Origin of the sequence: Erwinia pyrifoliae DSM 12163, from assembly GCF_000026985.1 — a bacterium.
Lineage (GTDB): Bacteria > Pseudomonadota > Gammaproteobacteria > Enterobacterales > Enterobacteriaceae > Erwinia > Erwinia pyrifoliae.
Window position 1 is genome coordinate 815,962 of the sequence record NC_017390.1, and the last position, 20,324, is coordinate 836,285.

Annotated in this window: 16 protein-coding genes; 7 read left to right on the forward strand and 9 right to left on the reverse strand. The window is 55.9% G+C overall.

Annotated features, from left to right (window positions below; translation table 11 throughout):
* The 5 genes from fkpB to carB all read left to right on the forward strand — a co-directional run bounded on the left by fkpB (nucleotide 1) and on the right by carB (nucleotide 7,374).
* On the forward strand, nucleotides 1-471 hold the full coding sequence (gene fkpB / locus EPYR_RS03640) for an FKBP-type peptidyl-prolyl cis-trans isomerase (RefSeq protein WP_012667058.1): 471 nt from the start codon (nucleotides 1-3) through the stop codon (nucleotides 469-471).
* On the forward strand, nucleotides 452-1,405 hold the full coding sequence (gene ispH / locus EPYR_RS03645; protein WP_014538589.1) for a 4-hydroxy-3-methylbut-2-enyl diphosphate reductase: 954 nt from the start codon (nucleotides 452-454) through the stop codon (nucleotides 1,403-1,405). Before fkpB ends, ispH begins: the two co-directional genes overlap by 20 nt.
* A 259-nt stretch (nucleotides 1,406-1,664) precedes the next feature.
* Nucleotides 1,665-2,486 carry a 4-hydroxy-tetrahydrodipicolinate reductase gene (dapB, locus tag EPYR_RS03650; protein WP_012667060.1) on the forward strand — a complete coding sequence of 274 codons (822 nt, stop codon included), beginning with the start codon at nucleotides 1,665-1,667 and terminating at the stop codon, nucleotides 2,484-2,486.
* Nucleotides 2,487-2,956: 470 nt separating this feature from the next.
* A complete protein-coding gene (carA, locus tag EPYR_RS03655) occupies nucleotides 2,957-4,105 on the forward strand; it encodes a glutamine-hydrolyzing carbamoyl-phosphate synthase small subunit (RefSeq protein WP_014538592.1) in 1,149 nt (382 codons plus the stop codon).
* Between the two features lie 14 nt (nucleotides 4,106-4,119).
* The gene (carB, locus tag EPYR_RS03660; protein ID WP_012667062.1) at nucleotides 4,120-7,374 is read left to right on the forward strand and encodes a carbamoyl-phosphate synthase large subunit; all 3,255 of its coding nucleotides are present in this window, start codon (nucleotides 4,120-4,122) and stop codon (nucleotides 7,372-7,374) included.
* A 103-nt stretch (nucleotides 7,375-7,477) separates the two neighbouring features.
* Here the strand turns inward: carB and EPYR_RS03665 are convergent, their stop codons facing one another.
* The gene (locus tag EPYR_RS03665; RefSeq protein WP_012667063.1) at nucleotides 7,478-8,092 is read right to left on the reverse strand and encodes a LysE family translocator; all 615 of its coding nucleotides are present in this window, start codon (nucleotides 8,090-8,092) and stop codon (nucleotides 7,478-7,480) included.
* A 188-nt stretch (nucleotides 8,093-8,280) separates the two neighbouring features.
* Here EPYR_RS03665 and folA point away from each other — a divergent pair, with 188 nt between their 5' ends.
* The gene (gene folA, locus EPYR_RS03670) at nucleotides 8,281-8,763 is read left to right on the forward strand and encodes a type 3 dihydrofolate reductase (protein ID WP_187298260.1); all 483 of its coding nucleotides are present in this window, start codon (nucleotides 8,281-8,283) and stop codon (nucleotides 8,761-8,763) included.
* 42 nt (nucleotides 8,764-8,805) lie between these two features.
* Here the strand turns inward: folA and apaH are convergent, their stop codons facing one another.
* From apaH to lptD, 6 genes are read right to left on the reverse strand one after another with little or no spacing between them, the layout of a single operon-like run.
* A complete protein-coding gene (gene apaH, locus EPYR_RS03675; RefSeq protein WP_012667065.1) occupies nucleotides 8,806-9,630 on the reverse strand; it encodes a bis(5'-nucleosyl)-tetraphosphatase (symmetrical) ApaH in 825 nt (274 codons plus the stop codon).
* A gap of 13 nt (nucleotides 9,631-9,643) precedes the next feature.
* Nucleotides 9,644-10,021, reverse strand: a complete 378-nt coding sequence (gene apaG, locus EPYR_RS03680) for a Co2+/Mg2+ efflux protein ApaG (RefSeq protein ID WP_012667066.1) — start codon at nucleotides 10,019-10,021, stop codon at nucleotides 9,644-9,646.
* On the reverse strand, nucleotides 10,018-10,845 hold the full coding sequence (gene rsmA / locus EPYR_RS03685; protein WP_012667067.1) for a 16S rRNA (adenine(1518)-N(6)/adenine(1519)-N(6))-dimethyltransferase RsmA: 828 nt from the start codon (nucleotides 10,843-10,845) through the stop codon (nucleotides 10,018-10,020). The genes apaG and rsmA overlap by 4 nt, the downstream gene beginning before the upstream one ends.
* Entirely contained in the window at nucleotides 10,838-11,830 is a 993-nt protein-coding gene (pdxA, locus tag EPYR_RS03690; RefSeq protein WP_012667068.1) for a 4-hydroxythreonine-4-phosphate dehydrogenase PdxA, read from the reverse strand. The genes rsmA and pdxA overlap by 8 nt, the downstream gene beginning before the upstream one ends.
* Nucleotides 11,820-13,115 (reverse strand): peptidylprolyl isomerase SurA, encoded by a 1,296-nt coding sequence (gene surA, locus EPYR_RS03695; protein WP_012667069.1) that lies wholly within the window; start codon nucleotides 13,113-13,115, stop codon nucleotides 11,820-11,822. The genes pdxA and surA overlap by 11 nt, the downstream gene beginning before the upstream one ends.
* 53 nt (nucleotides 13,116-13,168) lie before the next feature.
* The gene (gene lptD / locus EPYR_RS03700; protein WP_014538595.1) at nucleotides 13,169-15,544 is read right to left on the reverse strand and encodes an LPS assembly protein LptD; all 2,376 of its coding nucleotides are present in this window, start codon (nucleotides 15,542-15,544) and stop codon (nucleotides 13,169-13,171) included.
* Nucleotides 15,545-15,756: 212 nt separating this feature from the next.
* Here lptD and djlA point away from each other — a divergent pair, with 212 nt between their 5' ends.
* The gene (gene djlA, locus EPYR_RS03705) at nucleotides 15,757-16,575 is read left to right on the forward strand and encodes a co-chaperone DjlA (protein WP_012667071.1); all 819 of its coding nucleotides are present in this window, start codon (nucleotides 15,757-15,759) and stop codon (nucleotides 16,573-16,575) included.
* A gap of 136 nt (nucleotides 16,576-16,711) precedes the next feature.
* Here the strand turns inward: djlA and rluA are convergent, their stop codons facing one another.
* Both rluA and rapA read right to left on the reverse strand, forming a co-directional pair.
* Complete coding sequence (rluA, locus tag EPYR_RS03710) at nucleotides 16,712-17,365, reverse strand: bifunctional tRNA pseudouridine(32) synthase/23S rRNA pseudouridine(746) synthase RluA (RefSeq protein ID WP_012667072.1); 654 nt, start codon at nucleotides 17,363-17,365, stop codon at nucleotides 16,712-16,714.
* A 41-nt stretch (nucleotides 17,366-17,406) separates the two neighbouring features.
* Nucleotides 17,407-20,313 carry an RNA polymerase-associated protein RapA gene (gene rapA / locus EPYR_RS03715; RefSeq protein WP_012667073.1) on the reverse strand — a complete coding sequence of 969 codons (2,907 nt, stop codon included), beginning with the start codon at nucleotides 20,311-20,313 and terminating at the stop codon, nucleotides 17,407-17,409.
* Between the last annotated feature and the right edge of the window lie 11 nt (nucleotides 20,314-20,324).

Sequence of the window (20,324 nt, forward strand, 5' to 3'; positions counted from 1 at the left end):
ATGAGCGATTCTGTACAGAGTAACAGCGCGGTGCTGGTGCATTTCACGCTAAAACTGGCGGACGGTTCCACGGCGGAGTCCACGCGTAATAACGGCAAGCCGGCTCTGTTTCGTCTGGGCGACGGTAGCCTGTCGCAACGGCTTGAAAGCCATTTGGTCGGGCTGCCCGTTGGCGGTAAGGCGGCGTTTGCGCTGGATGCACAAGACGCGTTCGGCAGCATCAGCCCGGACCTGATCCAGTACTTTTCGCGCCGCGACTTCGTCGAAGCCGGAGAGCCAGAAATCGGTGCCATCATGCTGTTCAGCGGCATGGATGGCAATGAAATGCCGGGGGTGATTCGTGAAATCTCCGGCGATTCCATCACCGTCGATTTCAACCATCCGCTTGCCGGACAGACCATCCACTTCGACATCGAAGTGCTGGAAATCGATCCGCTACTGGAGATGAGCAATGCAGATCCTGTTGGCTAATCCGCGTGGTTTCTGCGCGGGCGTTGATCGCGCTATCAGTATTGTTGAGCGTGCACTGGAAATGTATGGTGCACCGATCTACGTGCGCCATGAAGTGGTACACAATCGCTATGTGGTTAACAGCCTGCGTGAGCGCGGCGCCATCTTTATCGAAGAAATTGATGAGGTTCCGGACGGTTCAATCCTGATCTTCTCCGCGCATGGCGTTTCACAGGCGGTGCGTGCTGAAGCCAAAGCCCGTAAGCTGACGATGCTGTTTGACGCTACCTGTCCACTGGTCACTAAAGTGCATATGGAGGTGGCGCGTGCCAGCCGTAGGGGCACCGAGGCTGTGCTGATTGGTCATGCCGGTCACCCGGAGGTCGAAGGCACCATGGGGCAATATAATAACCCGCTTGGTGGCATGTATCTGGTCGAAAAGCCGGAAGATGTGTCAAGGCTTCAGGTGAAGAATGAAGATAACCTGAGCTTTATGACGCAAACCACACTGTCGGTTGATGACACCAGTGAGGTGATCGATGCTCTGCGCGCACGCTTCCCTAAGATTGTCGGGCCGCGCAAGGATGATATTTGCTACGCCACCACGAATCGCCAGGAGGCGGTCAGAAACCTCGCGCGTGATGCCGATGTGGTATTAGTCGTCGGCTCTAAAAACTCCTCCAACTCCAACCGTCTGGCGGAGCTGGCTCAGCGAGCCGGCAAGCTGGCGCGGCTGATTGATTCAGCAGATGATATTCAGGAACAATGGCTCCAGGGCGTTACCTGTGTTGGCGTCACAGCCGGCGCGTCCGCGCCGGATATTCTGGTTCAGCAGGTTATCCAGCGGCTGAATGAGCTGGGAGGCGTGGATGCCGTGGAGCTGATCGGGCGTGAAGAAAACATTATTTTTGAAGTGCCTAAAGAGCTGCGCGTAGAGGTTCGGCAGCTGGACTAATGTCTCCGGGGCGCGGAAACAGCGCCCCCGCTTTTTGCCTGCATCGCGCCATGACTGTTATCCTATACGGATCGCGTTGTTGCCTGTTCCCCATCCCCGGCGTGCCTTTTTCCTCATTTTGATCAATCTGTTTTACTGATAATCACCACGCTCTGGCGTAAAATCCTTATAACAGGTGGTTAAAGGTGGCGCAGAGGTTAACGCATGATTAACCTGTGAGCGTTGTGCAGGCACAGATATCAGTCAGGAATGAATAACTATGAGTAATGCAGAGATCCGTATCGCCATTGTTGGAGCAGCAGGGCGTATGGGGCGTCAGCTGATACAGGCCACAAAGCAGGCTGAAGGGGCGCGTTTGGGGGCGGCACTGGTACGCAGCGGTTCCTCACTGGTTGGAACCGATGCCGGAGAGTTGGCCGGCTGTGGCGCATTGGGGATTACCATCACCGATAACCTTGAAGCGGTGGTCAATGACTTCGACGTGCTTATCGATTTCACTCGTCCGCAAGCTACGCTGCACTATCTGGCATTTTGCCGCCAGCATCAAAAAACGATGGTGATTGGCACCACCGGTTTTGACGATGCGGGCAAAGCCGCCATCGGGGCGGCAGCGCAGGAAATCGCTATTGTATTTGCCGCCAACTTCAGCGTCGGGGTGAATCTGGTGCTCAAACTGGTGGAAAAAGCGGCCAAAGTGATGGGCGAATATGCGGATATCGAAATTATCGAAGCGCATCATCGTCATAAAGTGGATGCGCCATCCGGGACCGCGCTGGCAATGGGGGAAGCCATTGCCAGCGCGATGAACTGGGATCTGGAGCAGCATGCGGTGTATGCCCGTGAAGGCTTTACCGGTGAGCGCGAAGCGCAGACCATCGGCTTTGCCACCGTTCGTGCCGGTGATATTGTCGGGGAGCACACGGCGATGTTTGCAGATATTGGCGAACGTGTCGAGATAACCCACAAGGCTTCAGACCGTATGACCTTTGCCAAAGGTGCCGTTTGGGCAGCAAAATGGCTGGGATCGAATAAACCAGGTCTTTATGATATGAGAGATGTGCTAAATTTGCAGGGTTTATAACCGCAGAGTACAGTTTTTGACAGGTTTTTTTTCGATATAGCTTGATGATTTAAGGGGCAATAATGATATTGCCCCTTTTTTTATTTTGTGAAAATGCCGTTTTACTGATTTTATTTTTATCAAGATAATATAAGTGAGGTTTTTTTTAATTTCAGAACCTTAAAAAAGGCTACTTCTGACCATTTGGTCTACTTTTTAGCTCGCAGCCACCGACAACCTGTAAAAGATCGCAGGCAACCGATTTTATGAGTCGGATATGTGGTGTTTTCAGGGTTAATCTTCCTATTTTCACTTCAATGAGTTAAAAAGCGATGAAAATCAGCCTGTCAGGGTAGACAATAGCAGGAGCGATCATTAGAATGCGCGCAATTTGCCAAAAACCGAGCACTCAGGCAGTTTTTGCATTGATTTCAGCCTCGTTCCTGAATTAATATGCATATATTATGACTGTTTATTCCCTGGAGGATGTTTTGATTAAGTCAGCGCTTTTGGTTCTGGAAGACGGAACCCAATTCCACGGTCGGGCCATAGGGGCAACCGGATCGGCAGTGGGAGAAGTTGTTTTCAACACGTCAATGACCGGTTATCAAGAAATCCTCACTGATCCTTCCTATTCCCGCCAAATCGTCACTCTCACTTATCCCCATATCGGCAATGTCGGCACCAACTCCGGTGATGAAGAATCGACTCAGGTTCATGCAGCAGGTCTGGTTATCCGCGATTTACCGCTGATTGCCAGCAATTACCGCAATGAAGAAGGGCTGTCAGATTATTTGACCCGCCACAACATTGTCGCCATTGCCGATATTGATACGCGCAAACTGACCCGTCTGCTGCGCGAAAAAGGGGCGCAAAACGGCTGTATTATTGCCGGAGAAGCACCGGATGCCGCTTTTGCTCTGGAAAAAGCGCGTGCGTTTCCCGGCCTGAAAGGCATGGACCTGGCGAAAGAAGTGACCACCCCGGACGCCTATACATGGCTACAGGGCAGCTGGACGCTGGAAACGGAGCTGCCGACGGCGAAAGCAGAAGGTGAGCTGCCGTACCATGTGGTGGCTTACGACTACGGCGTGAAGCGTAATATCTTGCGTATGCTGGTCGATCGCGGCTGCCGCCTGACGGTAGTACCGGCCCAAACCCCTGCAGAAGAGGTGTTGAAACTCAATCCGGACGGCGTGTTCCTCTCTAATGGCCCGGGCGACCCGGAGCCGTGCGACTATGCGATGACGGCAATTAACCGCCTGCTGGAAACGAATATTCCGCTCTTTGGCATCTGCCTCGGCCATCAGCTACTGGCGCTGGCCAGTGGGGCGAAAACAGTAAAAATGAAACTCGGCCACCACGGCGGTAACCATCCGGTTAAAGACCACGATAACAACACGGTGATGATCACCGCGCAGAACCACGGATTCGCCGTCGATGACCGCAATCTGCCGGCCAACCTGCGTGTGACTCATACCTCGCTGTTTGACCACACGGTACAGGGCATTCACCGCACCGATAAAGCGGCCTTCAGCTTCCAGGGCCATCCGGAAGCCAGCCCAGGCCCGCACGATGCTGCCCCGTTGTTCGACCACTTTATTGATTTGATCGAAGCTTACCGTTCGACTGCCAAATAATCAGGAGCGAAAAAATGCCAAAACGTACAGACATAAAAAGTATCCTGATCCTTGGTGCTGGCCCGATTGTCATCGGCCAGGCCTGTGAATTTGACTACTCGGGGGCGCAGGCGTGTAAAGCACTGCGCGAAGAGGGCTACCGTGTAATCCTGGTGAACTCTAACCCGGCAACCATTATGACCGACCCGGAAATGGCCGATGCCACCTACATCGAGCCGATCCACTGGGAAGTGGTGCGCAAAATCATTGAAAAAGAGCGCCCGGATGCGGTACTGCCTACCATGGGCGGCCAGACCGCGCTGAACTGTGCGCTGGAGCTGGAACGTCAGGGCGTACTGGCTGAATTTGGCGTGACCATGATCGGCGCTACCGCTGATGCGATCGATAAAGCAGAAGATCGCCGCCGTTTTGACGTGGCGATGAAGAGTATCGGTCTCGACACCGCGCGTTCCGGTATCGCTCATACTATGGAAGAAGCGCTGGCGGTGGCCGCTGATGTCGGTTTCCCATGCATTATCCGCCCCTCCTTTACCATGGGCGGCACCGGCGGCGGCATTGCCTATAACCGTGAAGAGTTTGAAGAGATCTGCGAGCGCGGTCTGGATCTGTCGCCCACCAATGAGCTGTTGATCGATGAATCGCTGATTGGCTGGAAAGAGTACGAGATGGAAGTGGTGCGTGATAAAAACGACAACTGCATCATCGTCTGCTCAATTGAAAACTTCGATGCGATGGGCATCCACACCGGTGACTCAATTACCGTTGCGCCAGCACAGACGCTGACCGATAAAGAGTATCAAATCATGCGTAACGCCTCGATGGCGGTGCTGCGTGAAATCGGTGTGGAAACCGGCGGTTCTAACGTCCAGTTCTCGGTCAACCCGGAAAATGGCCGTTTGATCATCATCGAAATGAACCCGCGCGTCTCGCGCTCCTCGGCGCTGGCGTCGAAAGCCACCGGCTTCCCGATTGCCAAGATTGCCGCCAAGCTGGCCGTGGGCTATACGCTGGATGAGCTGATGAACGATATCACCGGCGGTCTGACCCCGGCCTCGTTTGAGCCATCCATCGACTATGTTGTCACCAAAATCCCACGCTTCAACTTCGAGAAATTTGCCGGTGCTAACGACCGTCTGACCACGCAGATGAAGTCCGTGGGTGAAGTGATGGCAATTGGCCGTACCTTGCAGGAGTCAATGCAGAAAGCGCTGCGCGGTCTGGAAGTCGGTGCCAACGGTTTTGATCCGAAGGTCGATCTGAACGATCCTGAGGCGCTGACCACTATCCGTCATGAGCTGAAGGATGCCGGTTCCGATCGTATCTGGTATATCGCCGATGCTTTCCGCGCCGGACTGACGGTGGAAGATGTCTTTGCGCTAACCAACGTTGACCGCTGGTTCCTGGTACAGATTGAAGAGCTGGTGCAGCTGGAGCAGCAGGTGGCGCAACAGGGCGTTAGCGGTCTGAACTGCGACTTCCTGCGCACGTTGAAACGTAAAGGCTTTGCCGATGCCCGCCTGTCGGCGCTGGCCGGCGTACCTGAAAGCGAAATTCGTCAGCTGCGCGCGCAGTACAACCTGCACCCGGTCTACAAGCGCGTGGACACCTGTGCGGCGGAGTTTTCCACCGATACCGCCTACATGTACTCCACTTATGAAGAAGAATGTGAGGCTAACCCGAATCAGGATCGTGACAAAATTATGGTGCTGGGCGGTGGTCCAAACCGTATCGGGCAGGGCATTGAGTTTGACTACTGTTGCGTGCATGCCTCACTGGCTCTGCGCGAAGACGGTTTTGAAACCATTATGGTCAACTGCAACCCGGAAACCGTTTCCACCGACTACGATACGTCCGACCGCCTGTACTTTGAGCCGGTAACGCTGGAAGACGTGCTGGAAATCGTGCGTATCGAAAAACCGAAAGGGGTTATCGTGCAGTACGGTGGCCAGACTCCGCTGAAGCTGGCGCGTGCGCTGGAAGCCGCTGGCGTACCGGTTATCGGCACCAGCCCGGATGCTATTGACCGCGCTGAAGACCGCGAACGTTTCCAGCAGGCGGTTGAGCGCCTTGGCCTGAAGCAGCCGGCTAACGCCACGGTGACCGCCATTGATATGGCCGTAGAAAAAGCGGCGATGATTGGCTATCCGCTGGTGGTGCGCCCGTCTTATGTGCTGGGCGGCCGCGCAATGGAAATCGTCTATGACGAAATCGACCTGAAGCGCTACTTCAACACCGCCGTATCGGTATCAAACGATGCGCCGGTGCTGCTGGACCGTTTCCTCGACGATGCGGTAGAAGTTGACGTTGATGCCATCTGCGATGGCGAACAGGTGCTGATTGGCGGCATTATGGAGCACATCGAGCAGGCTGGCGTGCACTCCGGCGACTCGGCCTGTTCACTGCCAGCCTATACGCTGAGTGCGGAAATCCAGAACGTGATGCGTCAGCAGGTGGAAAAGCTGGCGTTTGAGCTGGGCGTGCGCGGCCTGATGAACGTGCAGTTTGCGGTCAAGGATAACGAAGTTTACCTGATTGAGGTCAACCCACGCGCCGCCCGTACCGTACCGTTTGTGTCCAAAGCGACCGGTATGCCGCTGGCGAAAGTGGCCGCGCGGGTGATGGCGGGTAAAACCCTTGCAGCACAGGGCGTGACCAAAGAGATCATCCCGCCGTATTACTCGGTCAAAGAGGTGGTGCTACCGTTTAACAAATTCCAGGGCGTTGACCCGATCCTCGGCCCGGAAATGCGTTCTACCGGTGAAGTGATGGGCGTGGGCCGTACCTTTGCCGAAGCCTTCTGCAAAGCGATGCTTGGCGCACAAAGCAATATGAAGAAAAGCGGTCGTGCGCTGCTGTCGGTGCGCGAGGGCGATAAAAAACGCATCGTGGAGCTGGCGCGCCGCCTGCAGGCGTTTGGTTTCGAGCTGGATGCCACCGCAGGAACGGCATCGGTACTGCAGGCGGCCGGTATCGATGTCCGTCTGGTGAACAAGGTGCATGAAGGTCGTCCGCATATTCAGGATCGCCTGAAGAACGGCGAGTACGCTTATATTGTCAACACCACTGCCGGACGTCAGGCGATTGAGGATTCCAAGCTGATTCGCCGTAGCGCCCTGCAGTACAAGGTTCACTATGACACCACGTTAAACGGTGGCTTTGCCACGGCCACCTCACTGAACGCCAGCGCTACCGGGCAAGTGATTTCGGTGCAGGAGATGCACGCGCAGATCGCCGGCCAGGTTCAGGCAGCGGGGGAAGCCCCCCGCTAAGGTGCCGGGAACCTGGCATATAACCGGCCATAAAAAAAAGCCCTCTCTGTTAATCAGGAGGGCTTTTTTCATGGCGAAAAAAATATCGCAACCTTAGCAACCGTCAGGATAATGCGACCTTAATCCCCAACGCAATCAGCACGCCGCCAAGCAGTTTGTCCACCACACGCTGGGCTTTCGTTAACCCACGACGTACCGGGCCACTTTGCATCAGGATCACCAGCAATGGCCACCAGATGGACGACAGACCCAGGATAATACCCGCATACAGAAGCTTTTCGCTGATGCCCGAATTGATATCCAGTACCTGGGTAAAGATCGACAGAAAGAACAGCGTGGCTTTCGGGTTAAGTAAATTGCACAGATAGCCTTGCATAAACGCTTTTTTCAGCGAGGTCTCTTCCTGTACGCCATTGTTGAAGTTGAATTTACCGTTGCCGCGTGACATCAGTGCCTGAATACCGATGTAAATCAGGTAGGCAGCACCGGCATATTTCAGCAGCATAAACAGCCACGGTGTGGTGGTGATCACCACCGCCAGCCCGGCGACGCAATAGGCCATGTGGGTGGCAACGGCGCAGTTGACGCCCAGCGCGCTCATCATCGCGGCGCTGCGGCGGTAACGAGCGGCATTTTTAACGATCAGGAAAAAATCGGGGCCGGGTGAAAGCATCCCGAGCACCACGATGGTGGCAACAAACAGGCCGGTTTCTAACATTGCAATAGTCCGTGATGAATGAATTGCAGAATTTTAGCATGCCCGCACGATCTCAGTAGGGAAAACCTGTGCGGGTTGAGGAAAGTGTTATCTTGATAAACCTTTACCTAATTACTACTGCTTAGCTATCGACGTAAGTTTCGCCTTTACGTATGATGGCGCCAATTTTACCCCCTGTTGAGTTTGATATGATGATTAGCCTGATTGCGGCCCTGGCGGCCGATCGCGTAATTGGGATGGAAAATGCCATGCCGTGGCACCTGCCAGCCGACCTGGCGTGGTTTAAAAAGCACACGCTGAATAAACCGGTGATCATGGGACGCCGTACCTGGGAATCGATCGGCCGCCCGCTGCCGGGGCGTCTGAATATTGTGATCAGCCGTCAAAAGGGCGTTGCAGAAGGCGTGACCTGGGTGACGACGATTGAAGATGCGTTAAAGGCCGCCGGAGAAGTGCAAGAGCTGATGGTGATCGGCGGCGGGCGCATTTATGAACAGCTGCTGCCGCAGGCTGACCGCCTTTATCTGACGCATATTGATGCCGAAGTGGAAGGTGACACGCATTTTCCGGACTACGAGCCGGACGAATGGCAGTCGACCTTTAGCGAGTTTCACGATGCCGACGAGAAGAACTCGCACAGTTTCTGCTTTGAGATCCTCGATCGCCGCTAATCCCCGGCCGTACCTGCTATTCAGGTTCGGCCTTCAGGCGGACTAACGCTGTTTTTCTCGTTGTGATGGCTGTACAAACATCTGTTTATCTTCCCAGCGCAACATCGTTAAGTTGCCGCCCCAGCAGCAGCCCGTATCAAGGCCGATAATCCCTTCTGGCGTACCCTGGCCCTCCAGCGACGCCCAGTGACCAAAGACGATGGTGTAGTCGCGTGAGACCGGGCCTGCAATGCTGAACCAGGGTTTTAACGGCGGCGGCGCGCTGTCTGGTGATTCTTTGGCAATCATATCCAGCTGACCGTTCGGGAAGCAGTAACGCATGCGTGTCAGGGCATTGGTGCTGAAGCGCAAGCGGGCGAGTCCGCTCAATTCCGGCGACCAGTTGTTCGGCATATCGCCGTACATGGCATTAAGAAACAGCGGATAGGTATCACTGCTCAGCACCGCTTCGACCTCGCGGGCGCAGGTCTGCGCGGTGTCAATATCCCACTGCGGCGTGATCCCGGCATGTGCCATGACCAGCTTTTTCTCTTCATCGATTTGTATCAACGGCTGGCGACGCAGCCAGTTGATCAGGTCATCGACATCGTCAGCTTCCAACAGGGCGCTCAGGCGATCCTTCGGTTTATTGCGGGCTATCCCGGCGTATACCGCCAAAAGATGCAGATCGTGGTTTCCCAGAACCAGCTTCACGCGGTCGCCCAGCGCACGCACAAAGCGCAGAACTTCCAGCGATCCTGGCCCACGAGCGACCAGATCGCCGGTTAACCACAGCTGGTCGGTTTCAGGGGCAAATTGCACCCGATCAAGAAGCGATTGCAACTCCGTGTAGCAACCGTGGATATCACCAATGAGGTAAGTGCTCATGCATCAAGCCGGGTTAGTGGATATGGGAGGCAATTGCCAGACGGAACACCGGAATGTCCACGAGAAAGCTTTCGCTATCGGCATCGATCATCTGATAATGGCCCTGCATGGTGCCGATGGGCGTTTCCAGAACGGCACCGCTGGTGTACTGGTATTCGCCGCCGGGTTCGATATGCGGCTGTTCTCCCACCACACCTTCTCCCTGAACTTCGGTTTCACGGGCGTTACCGTTAGTAATCAGCCAGTAGCGGCCAATTAGCTGCACCGCAATACGCCCCACGTTACGAATGGTAACGGTGTAAGCAAACACGTAACGTTCTTCTTCAGGCGCAGACTGCGACTCAATATAGGCGCTTTGTACCTGAACACAAACCCGGGGCGTTTCGTTCATGATGAGTTCTCCTGCAGCTGAGGGTGCGCAGTCAACCAGTTAGCCAGTTGGCAATATTGCGCAACGGTAATATTTTCTGCGCGCAATGTCGGGTCAATGTTCATCTCTGCCAGTACGTCGGTGGTGAACAGGTGGCCCAGGCTGTTGCGCAGCGTTTTGCGGCGCTTACCAAAGGCTTCCGTGGTGATGCGGCTCAGAGCGCGAATATCGTCAACCGGGTGCGGCGGCTGTGCGTAAGGCATCAGACGTACCACCGCAGAGTCAACTTTCGGCGCGGGGGTGAAGGATTCTGGTGGAACCTCCAGTACCGGGATCACCTGGCAGTAATACTGCGCCATTACCGTCAGACGGCCATAGGCTTTGCTACCCGGCCCGGCAACCAAACGGTTAACCACCTCTTTTTGCAGCATGAAGTGCATATCTTTAATGGCACCGACATAGCTAAACAGATGGAACATCAACGGCGTGGAAATGTTATACGGCAAATTACCAAAAACGCGTAACGGCTGACCTTTTTCCTGTGCCAGGGTAGCAAAATCAAAGGTCATGGCATCCTGCTGGAATATCGTCAGCTTGGGTCCCAGAAACGGATGGGTTTGCAGGCGTGCGGCAAGATCGCGATCGAGTTCGACAACCGTCATGCTATCCAGCCGCTCTCCTACCGGCTCGGTCAGTGCACCGAGGCCGGGGCCGATTTCGACCACCGCTTCGCCGCGTTGAGGGTGGATGGCGTTGACAATGCTGTCAATAATGTACCGATCGTTAAGGAAGTTCTGTCCAAAACGTTTGCGGGCGAAGTGGCCCTGGTGAACGCGACTATTCATTACTGCTCTTAATCATAGTAATGGCGAGGTTAAGCGCCGTCTTAAAGCTGCCCGCATCGGCCTGACCGCTAGCGGCCAGCTCAAGAGCCGTACCGTGGTCAACAGACGTGCGGATAAATGGCAGACCGAGGGTGATATTCACCGCCCGACCAAAGCCCTGATATTTTAGCACCGGCAGTCCCTGATCGTGATACATCGCCAGCACGGCATCGGCATGTTGCAGATATTTCGGCTGAAACAGCGTATCGGCAGGGAGCGGACCGGTCAGCTTGATCCCACGCTGGCGCAGCTCGTCCAGCGCCGGAATCATCACATCAATCTCTTCGCGGCCCATATGGCCGCCTTCGCCAGCATGGGGATTGAGACCACAAACAAAAATATGGGGTTCAGCCCGGCCAAACTTGCTTTGCAGGTCGCGGTGCAAAATGGTGATGACTTTATGAAGCGTGGCGCGGGTAATACTGGCCGCCACGTCTTTCAGCGGCAGATGCGTGGTTGCCAGCGCAACGCGTAGCTCTTCCGTGGCCAGCATCATCACCACAGGCTCGCAGCCCGCTCGCCCGGCAAAAAATTCGGTATGCCCGCTGAACGGAATGCCGGCATCGTTAATCACCCCCTTGTGCACTGGGCCAGTGACCAGGGCGGCGAACTCACCGTTCAGGCAACCGTCACAGGCGCGGGTGAGCGTTTCCAGCACGTAGTGACTGTTATCCACGCACAGTTCACCCGCGCTAACCGGCTGGGCAAGGCGAGCTGGCAGCACGGTGAGTGAACCGGCCTGCTGCGGCCGGGCGCTGATGCCCGGCTGGTACTGGCGCAGCGTAAGGGGTAAATGCAAAGCTGCCGCGCGGGCGCGCAGCAGTTCGGGGTCAGCACAAACCACCAGTTCAACCGGCCAGTCTTGCTGGGCCAGTTGAACCACCAGATCGGGGCCAATCCCGGCGGGTTCACCGCAGGTGACGACAACGCGTTGCTTACTGAGCATTGGCATCGAGGATCTTCACGTAGGCTGCAGCCCGTTCTTCCTGCATCCAGGTCTGGGCTTCTTCGGCGAATTTACGGTTAAACAGCAGGCGGTAAGCGCGCTCTTTTTTCGCCGCGTCGGTTTTATCCACCTTGCGGGTATCCATCAGCTGGATCAGGTGCCAGCCAAATGAGGAGTGAACCGGATCGCCGATCTGGCCTTTCTTCAGACGCAGCAGAGCGTCACGGAAAGCCGGGTCGTAAACTTCAGCCGAGCTCCAGCCCAGGTCGCCGCCCAGGTTTGCTGAACCCGGATCCTGCGACAGCTGTTTAGCCGCATCGCTGAAGGTCAGTTTGCCGCTTTTGATCTCATTGGCGACCTGCTGCAGTTTCTGTCGCGCCTGATCGTCAGTCATTACCGGCGACGGTTTTAGCAGGATGTGTCGGGCATGGACTTCGGTCACCGAAATGCTCTGGCTGTCACCGCGCATATCGTTCACTTTCAGAATATGGAAGCCAACGCCGGAACGGACAGGGCCGATAATATCGCCTTTTTTCGCCGTCACCAGCGCCTGAGCAAACAGAGACGGCAGCTCCTGGATACGCCCCCAACCCATGTTGCCGCCTTTCAGCGCCTGAGGATCGGCAGAGTTAGCAATCGCCAGTTTACCGAAATCAGCGCCGCCTTTGGCTTCGCTGACCAGCTGCTTCGCCAGGTTCTCCTGGTCGTCGACCTGCTGCTGCGTCGGGTTTTCCGGCAGTGGCAACAGAATGTGGCTGATATTCAGTTCAGTACCGGCACTGTTCTGCGAGGCCAGCTGGGTTGCCAGCGAATCGACCTCCTGCGGCAGGATAGTGACACGGCGGCGAACTTCGTTGTTACGCACTTCCGCAGTGGCCATTTCCTTGCGGATCTGCTCACGATAGCTGGCATAGTTCATGCCGTCATAAGCCAGACGACTACGCAGCTGATCGACGCTGATTTTGTTTTGCTGAGCGATATTAGCAATCGCCTGATCGAGCTGAGCATCGCTAATCTGCAGGCCAGCCTGTTTTGCCTTTTGCAGCAGAATATTATCCATCACCAGGCGTTCCAGAATCTGGTGACGCAGGGTTTTGTCATCCGGCAACTGCTGACCAGCCTGCTGTGCCTGACCTTTCACGGACTGCATCATGCTGTCCAGATCGCTTTCTAACACCACGCCATTATTAACCACGGCGGCAACTTTATCTACAACTTGCGGGGCTGCGAACGCGGTGCTGGCTGTCAGAGCGGCACCGAGGATTAGCATTCTCCAGTTATTCATACTTTTTCCATTCTTCTATCCGCACTGCGGGTTGGCATTCTAAAGAAACAACATCAGAAAGCGCGTTGATAGGGCAGAATGCCCTGGCGCAGCATTTGACCTGTACCTAAGCCATAGCCTGGGCTAAGGCCACGCAGTTCAATGTTGAACGAGATTTTATTGTCGTACTTACTGCTGTCATTTTCCCAACCGGTGATTTTACGTTCATAGCCGAGGCGCAGCGCATAGCAACAGGAGCTGTACTGGACACCCAACAGCTGATCGGCTGGCTGGTTGGCTTTGGTATCGTAGTACCAGGCACCGACCACCGACCAGGCGTCAACAATTGGCCAACTGGCGGTAGCACCGACCTGAGAGATATCCTTTTGATACAGTGCCTGATTGCTGTAGTTGGTCAACGTCTGCCGGATATATTCCGCGCTGGTATAGCGATAGCTCAGCTGTACCATGCGGTCAGCATCACGACGCCACTCCAGCACGGTATTACCTTGCGATACGTTATCCATGCGGGTGTCATACTGCAATCCACCGCGTGCTGCCCAGCGGTCACTGATCCTCCAGTAGCTGTCACCCGCCCACACCAGGCTGCCTCTGTCGTCATTATCGACGCTATTCAAACCGGTACGTGCCGGGGTAAACGAGTAGATTTGACCAACGGAAGCATTAAAACGTTCAACCAGATCGTTATCAAAAATTCGCGTGGTGACGCCAGTGGTCATCTGGTTGGCTGAGGCGATACGATCCAGACCGCTGTAAGTACGGTCGCGGAACAGGCCAGTATAGTCACTTTGCAGCAGCGTGGAGTCGTAAGCACGGACGTGACTCTGGTCGCGATAAGGCACGTAAAGGTACTGCGCGCGCGGCTCCAGCGTCTGGGTATAGCCCGGTGACCAGTCCATATTCCGGTCAAAGACCATCTTGCCGTCGACTTTAAACTGTGGCATAACGCGGTTAACCGCGTTTTTCAGCTGATGATTACTATTTTGTGAATTGTAGTAATCGATCTCGTTTTGCTCATAATGGGTCGCCAGCAGCTTGGTTTCGGTATTCAGGCTTCCCCAGCGGTTGGACAGCGGCAGATTGATGCTCGGTTCAAGGTGCAGACGCGTGGCATCCGGCAAATTTGAATCAACATTGGTGAATTTCACCGCCTGGGCATAGAGGTGAGTATCAAACGGCCCGACGTTATTCTGGTAATAGTTGAAGTCGAACTGAGGTTCTGCGCGATAGACATCATTACTGGAGTTGGTGGAGAAAATCTGGAACTGCTTGGTCGACAGCGTGGCATCCCAGTTCTTTTCCGCGTAGCCGACGCTGAATTTCTGCGTGACATAGCCGTCAGTGGTCGAGCCATATGGCGAATCAAGATCGGTAAAGTACCAGGGATCGCTGACCTTGGTGTAGTCAGCGTTGAAGCGCCAGTTCTGATCGTAGACGCCAGCGTGCTGCCAATGGAACAGCCAGCGGCTTGATGCTTCGTCGTCCGCATGTTCGTCATTGTAAACGCGGTCAGAGTTCAGATAGTCAAACCCTACCAGCCCTGGCCCGGCACCGGTCAGGTAGCGGAACTCATTCTGCCACTGCATGCCACGGCGGCTGATATAGTGCGGCGTCAGGGTGGCGTCAGCCTGCGGGGCGATGTTCCAGTAATACGGCAGCATAAACTGGAAGCCGCTGTTTTTACTGTAACTCGCATTCGGGATCAGGAAACCGGAACGGCGCTTATTACCCACCGGCATTTGCAGGTAGGGGCTGTAGAAAATTGGTACGGAACCCAGCTTGAAGCGTGCGTTCCAGATCTCCGCCAGCTGTTCATCGCGGTCATGAATAATCTGAGAACCCTCAACGCTCCAGGTGTTCTGCCCGGGCAGGCAGGAGGTGAAAGTGCCGTTTTCCAAAATAGTGTAGCGGCTGTCGCCGCGCAGCTTCATCTGGTCGGCAACGCCACGTCCCTGTCGGCCGACCATCTGATAGTCGCCTTCCCATACGTTGGTGTCTTTAGTATTGAGATTGGACCAGGCTTTCGGGCCTTTCAGGATCACCTGATTATCGTCGTAGCGTACATGACCTAATGCATCGACAGTGCGCGTTTCAGCGGTTTGTCCGCTCAGCATTTTTTGGTGCAGCTGAACTTCGTCGGACTGCAGGCGGCCGTTACCCTGTCGTATATCAACATTACCGCTAAAAACGGCGTCGTCGGGATAATTGCCTTTGGCCTTATCCGCATTGATCGTCACCGGTAACTGGTTAGTGCTTTTTCCCTGTACCAGTGGTCGATCGTAACCGGGCACCCCAAGCATACATTGTGATGCGAGGTCGTCGGCCAGCCCTTGCTGGCTATAAAGCGCTGAGCCAATAAGCGTGGCCAGCAACGTAGGTAGTCTTTTTTTCATACGCGGTATCGAAAATTCCGTAATCACTGGCATCATGCCGACAAACGGTCAGAGACTATCGCACTCGGTAGCGTTGCGCCAGTCATACCCTGAATCTTTCCGATCGCAAAGGCGGTAGCTGTTGCCTTCACCCGGAACACAATCGGGTAAACTTCTGGTTTGTTTGGCCGCGTACCAATAGGCGATGAGATAAATGACAGGTATGATAATGCAAAATTTAGCCTTCAGCATGGCCTAATGAGGAGTTTATGCGCTATTGGGGAAAAGTATTAGGACTGGTTCTGGGTTTATTGTCCGGCGCGGGCTTTTGGGGCGTGGTTATCGGCCTGCTGGTAGGGCATATGATTGACAAAGCGCGCTCGCCTGGTCGCCAGGGCTATTTTGCCGATCAGCAAACGCGTCAGGCGCTGTTCTTTCGCACCACGTTTCAGGTGATGGGGCATTTGACCAAATCGAAAGGGCGGGTAACAGACGCCGATATTCAGATGGCGTCGCTGCTGATGGAGCGCATGCAGCTGCATGGTGAAGGGCGTACGGCGGCACAGCGTGCCTTCCGCGAAGGGAAAGAGGGGGATTACCCTCTGCGCGATAAGCTGCGTGAGCTGCGCAGTGCCTGCTTTGGTCGTTTTGATCTGATCCGTATGTTCCTGGAAATCCAGATTCAGGCGGCGTTTGCCGATGGTTCACTGCATCCTAACGAACGCCAGGTGCTGTATGTCATTGCGGAAGAGCTGGGCATATCGCGCACGCAGTTCGATCGGTTCCTGCGCATGATGGAAAGCGGCCAGCAGTTTGGCGGTGGTTACCAGAGCGGCGGCTCTTCGCAAGGCGGCTACCAGGGGCAGCGCGGCCCGACGCTGCAAGATGCCTGCAATATGCTCGGGGTGAAAAGCAGCGATGATGCCACCACCATTAAAAGAGCCTACCGCAAGCTGATGAGCGAACATCACCCGGACAAGCTGGTGGCGAAAGGTCTGCCGCCAGAGATGATGGAGATGGCGAAGCAAAAAACGCAGGAGATTCAGGCGGCATATGACCTGATCAAGCGCGAAAAATCCTTTAAGTGATCGGGCTTGCTGGCCATTTCGAGCCTGGCGGCAGGTAAAATCCTCGCGTTGCGGTTTTGACGCTCCGCCCGCATCCGAACTGGCTGCGCCGCTGACGCCCCTTGAGATGGGGGCAATAGGATCGTGCTGGCGGCGATTAAAACTCCGCCGGCTGGCGAAAGGTCATCGGCGTGCGGTAGTGCGGATGGGTGATGCTCAGGCTTTCGGCATGGAGTTGAAGTCGTGGTGCCATCGCCCGCGCTTCGTCATGGGCATAGAAGTTATCGCCCAGCATCGGGTGGCCGAGCGCCAGCATATGCACGCGCAGCTGGTGCGAGCGCCCGGTAATCGGTTTTAGCTGCACGCGCGCGCTGTTATCACTGGCATAGTCCAGCACCTGATATTCCGTTTGCGCGGACTTCCCGCTGTCAAAACACACTTTCTGCTTAGGCCTGTTCGGCCAGTCGCAAATCAGCGGCAAATCCACTAAACCCGTTGCCGGCTGCGGATGCCCCCAGACGCGCGCCACATAGGTTTTCTGCGGTTCGCGTTCGCGGAACTGGCGCTTCAGCTCGCGCTCGGCGGCTTTGGTTAATGCCACCACCATCACACCGCTGGTGGCCATATCCAGTCGGTGGACCGATTCTGCCGCCGGATAATCACGCTGCACGCGCGTCATCACGCTGTCTTTATACTCGGCAAGCCGCCCCGGCACCGACAGCAGGCCGCTGGGTTTGTTCACCACGATGATGTGCTCGTCCTGATAGAGGACGTGCAGCCAGGGTTCCGGCGGGGGATTATAGGGTTCCATAGGATCCTCATCAGGGCCAGCGAATGCTGGCCCCGTTTGGTTTATTGGTGCGTAACGACGATCAGGCGCAGCGCGTCAAGACGCCAGCCCGCTTCATCGAGATTGCTCAACACCTGTTGCCGATTGCTTTCCAGCGCGTCGATCTCATCCTGACGGATGTTCGGATTCACCGCGCTCAGCGCCTGCAGGCGTGACAGTTCGGCGCTCAGCTTCTCGTCGGCTTCCTGGCGGGCGGCGTCGATCACTTTACGCGCCTCTTCGGCCGCCTGATCTTCCGACAGGGTGATGATTTCATGCACGTCCGACTGCACCGCATTCACCAGCTTGCTGCCGGTATGGCGGTTCACCGCGTTAAGCTGGCGGTTGAAGCTCTCAAACTCGACTTTGGCGGCAAGGTTGGTGCCTTTGCGGTCAATCAGCATGCGGATTGGCGTTGGCGGCAGGAAACGGGTGAGTTGCAGATGCTTCGGTGCCTGGGCTTCCACCACGTAAATCAACTCCACCAGCAGGGTGCCGACCGGCAGCGCTTTGTTTTTCAGCAGGGAAATCGCACAGCTGCCGGTATCACCGGAAAGGATCAGATCCAGCCCGTTGCGGATGATCGGGTGCTCCCAGCTCACATACTGGGCATCTTCGCGTGACAGCGCCTGGTTGCGGTCGAAGGTAATGGTACAGCCGTCTTCCGGTAGCCCGGGGAAGTCCGGTACCAGCATATGGTCGCCCGGCGTCAGGACGATCAGGTTATCACTGCGATCTTCCTGATTAATGCCGACGATATCGAACAGGTTGAGCGCAAAGTTCACCAGTTCAATATGATTATCCTGTTCGGCAATCATATCCGCCAGCGCCTGGCCTTTCTCGCCGCCGTTGGAGTTAAGCTCCAGCAGGCGGTCACGCCCCTGCTCCAGCTGCGCCTTTAACGCATCGTGCTGCTTGCGGCACTGCCGGATAAACGCCTCCAGGCCTTCGCTGTTTTCCGGCGCGGCGAGGTATGCGATAAGCTGAGCATAAACGCTGTCGTAGACCGCCCGCCCGGTCGGGCAGGTGTGTTCGAAGGCATCCAGCCCCTCGTGATACCACTGCACCAGCACCGCCTGCGCGGTTTTTTCCAGGTAAGGAACGTGGATCTGAATATCGTGCGCCTGACCGATACGGTCCAGACGGCCAATACGCTGTTCCAGCAGGTCGGGGTTAAACGGCAGGTCGAACATCACCATCTGGCTGGCGAACTGGAAGTTACGCCCTTCAGAACCGATCTCCGAGCACAGCAGAACCTGAGCGCCATCCTCCTCCGAAGCGAACCATGCTGCAGCACGATCGCGCTCAATGATCGACAGCCCTTCATGGAACACGGCGGCACGAATGCCTTCGCGCTCGCGCAGTACCTGCTCCAGCTGCAGGGCGGTGGCGGCTTTGGCGCAGATCACCAGTACCTTTTTGTCACGGTTGCTGGTCAGATAGCCCATCAGCCATTCGACGCGCGGGTCGAAGTTCCACCAGGTGCCGCTGTCGCCCTCAAACTCCTGATAAATCTGCTCCGGGTAGAGCATATCCTGTGCGCGCTCGTCGGCGGTTTTACGGGCGCTCATAATGCCGGACACTTTAATGGCCGTCTGGTACTGCGTCGGCAGCGGCAGACGGATCTGATGCAGTTCGCGTTTCGGGAAGCCCTTCACGCCGTTACGGGTGTTACGGAACAGCACGCGGCTGGTACCGTGACGGTCCATTAGCATGCCGATCAGCTCCTGACGCGCTGCCAGCTTACCTTCGCGGTCGCTATTAGCGGTTTGCAGCAGCGGCTCTATATCCTGTTCACCCATCAGGTCGTTAAGCAGGTTCAGCTCATCGTTGCCTATTTTCTGGTCGGCCAGCAGCATCGTCACCGCATCGGCAATCGGTCTGAAGTGCTTTTGTTCTTCAACAAACTGGGCAAAATCGTGGAAACGGTTAGGATCCAGCAGACGCAGACGCGCGAAATGGCTCTCCATCCCCAGCTGTTCTGGGGTGGCAGTCAGCAGCAGGATGCCGGGGATCTGTTCGGCCAACTGTTCGATAACCTGGTATTCGCGGCTCGGCGCGTCTTCGGACCAGACGAGGTGATGCGCTTCATCCACCACCATCAAATCCCACTCGGCATCGGCCAGCTTTTCCAGGCGCTGTTTGTTGCGGCGCACAAAGTCCAGCGAACAGATTATCATCTGCTCGGTATCAAACGGGTTGTCGCTGTCGAGCTGTGCCTGTGCGTAACGGTCGTCGTCAAACAGCGCAAAACGCAGATTAAAGCGGCGCAGCATTTCGACCAGCCACTGGTGCTGCAGCGTTTCCGGCACCACGATCAGCACGCGCTCGGCGCGGCCGGCCAGCAGCTGCTGATGAATGATCATCCCGGCTTCAATGGTTTTACCTAAGCCCACTTCATCCGCCAGCAGCACGCGCGGCGCATGGCGGCGGCCGACATCGTGGGCGATGTGCAGCTGGTGAGGGATCAGGCTGGTACGCATACCGCGCAGGCCGCTGGTGGCCAGGCGATACTGCTCGCTCTGGTATTTACGCGCGCGAAAACGCAGGGCGAAGCGATCCATGCGGTCCAGCTGCCCGGCAAACAGGCGATCCTGAGGTTTGCCGAACACCAGCTTGCTGTCCAGCATCACTTCACGCAGCACCACGCCCGTTTCGCTAGTGTCCAGCCGGGTACCGATATAACTGACCACCCCGGTGGTGGTGGTGACCTCGTCAACCTCCAGCTGCCAGCCTTCATGGCTGGTGATGGTATCGCCGGGATTAAACACGACGCGAGTGATGGGAGAATCATTTCTGGCATAGAGACGGTTTTCGCCCGTAGCAGGGAACAGCAGGGTGACCATGCGCGTATCGACGGCAACCACGGTTCCCAGTCCCAGTTCGCTTTCCGTATCGCTTATCCAGCGTTGACCAAGTGTAAAAGGCATAAATATTCGGC

Excerpts from the sequence above, each read along its gene's own strand:
- fkpB (WP_012667058.1), top strand. The coding sequence starts at position 1 with ATGAGCGATTCTGTACAGAGTAACAGCGCGGTGCTGGTGCATTTCACG.
- folA (WP_187298260.1), top strand. The coding sequence starts at position 8,281 with ATGATGATTAGCCTGATTGCGGCCCTGGCGGCCGATCGCGTAATTGGG.
- rapA (WP_012667073.1), bottom strand. The coding sequence starts at position 20,313 with ATGCCTTTTACACTTGGTCAACGCTGGATAAGCGATACGGAAAGCGAA.
- apaH (WP_012667065.1), bottom strand. The coding sequence starts at position 9,630 with ATGAGCACTTACCTCATTGGTGATATCCACGGTTGCTACACGGAGTTG.
- apaG (WP_012667066.1), bottom strand. The coding sequence starts at position 10,021 with ATGAACGAAACGCCCCGGGTTTGTGTTCAGGTACAAAGCGCCTATATT.
- dapB (WP_012667060.1), top strand. The coding sequence starts at position 1,665 with ATGAGTAATGCAGAGATCCGTATCGCCATTGTTGGAGCAGCAGGGCGT.
- djlA (WP_012667071.1), top strand. The coding sequence starts at position 15,757 with ATGCGCTATTGGGGAAAAGTATTAGGACTGGTTCTGGGTTTATTGTCC.
- pdxA (WP_012667068.1), bottom strand. The coding sequence starts at position 11,830 with ATGCTCAGTAAGCAACGCGTTGTCGTCACCTGCGGTGAACCCGCCGGG.
- lptD (WP_014538595.1), bottom strand. The coding sequence starts at position 15,544 with ATGATGCCAGTGATTACGGAATTTTCGATACCGCGTATGAAAAAAAGA.
- EPYR_RS03665 (WP_012667063.1), bottom strand. The coding sequence starts at position 8,092 with ATGTTAGAAACCGGCCTGTTTGTTGCCACCATCGTGGTGCTCGGGATG.
- carB (WP_012667062.1), top strand. The coding sequence starts at position 4,120 with ATGCCAAAACGTACAGACATAAAAAGTATCCTGATCCTTGGTGCTGGC.
- rluA (WP_012667072.1), bottom strand. The coding sequence starts at position 17,365 with ATGGAACCCTATAATCCCCCGCCGGAACCCTGGCTGCACGTCCTCTAT.
- ispH (WP_014538589.1), top strand. The coding sequence starts at position 452 with ATGCAGATCCTGTTGGCTAATCCGCGTGGTTTCTGCGCGGGCGTTGAT.
- rsmA (WP_012667067.1), bottom strand. The coding sequence starts at position 10,845 with ATGAATAGTCGCGTTCACCAGGGCCACTTCGCCCGCAAACGTTTTGGA.
- surA (WP_012667069.1), bottom strand. The coding sequence starts at position 13,115 with ATGAATAACTGGAGAATGCTAATCCTCGGTGCCGCTCTGACAGCCAGC.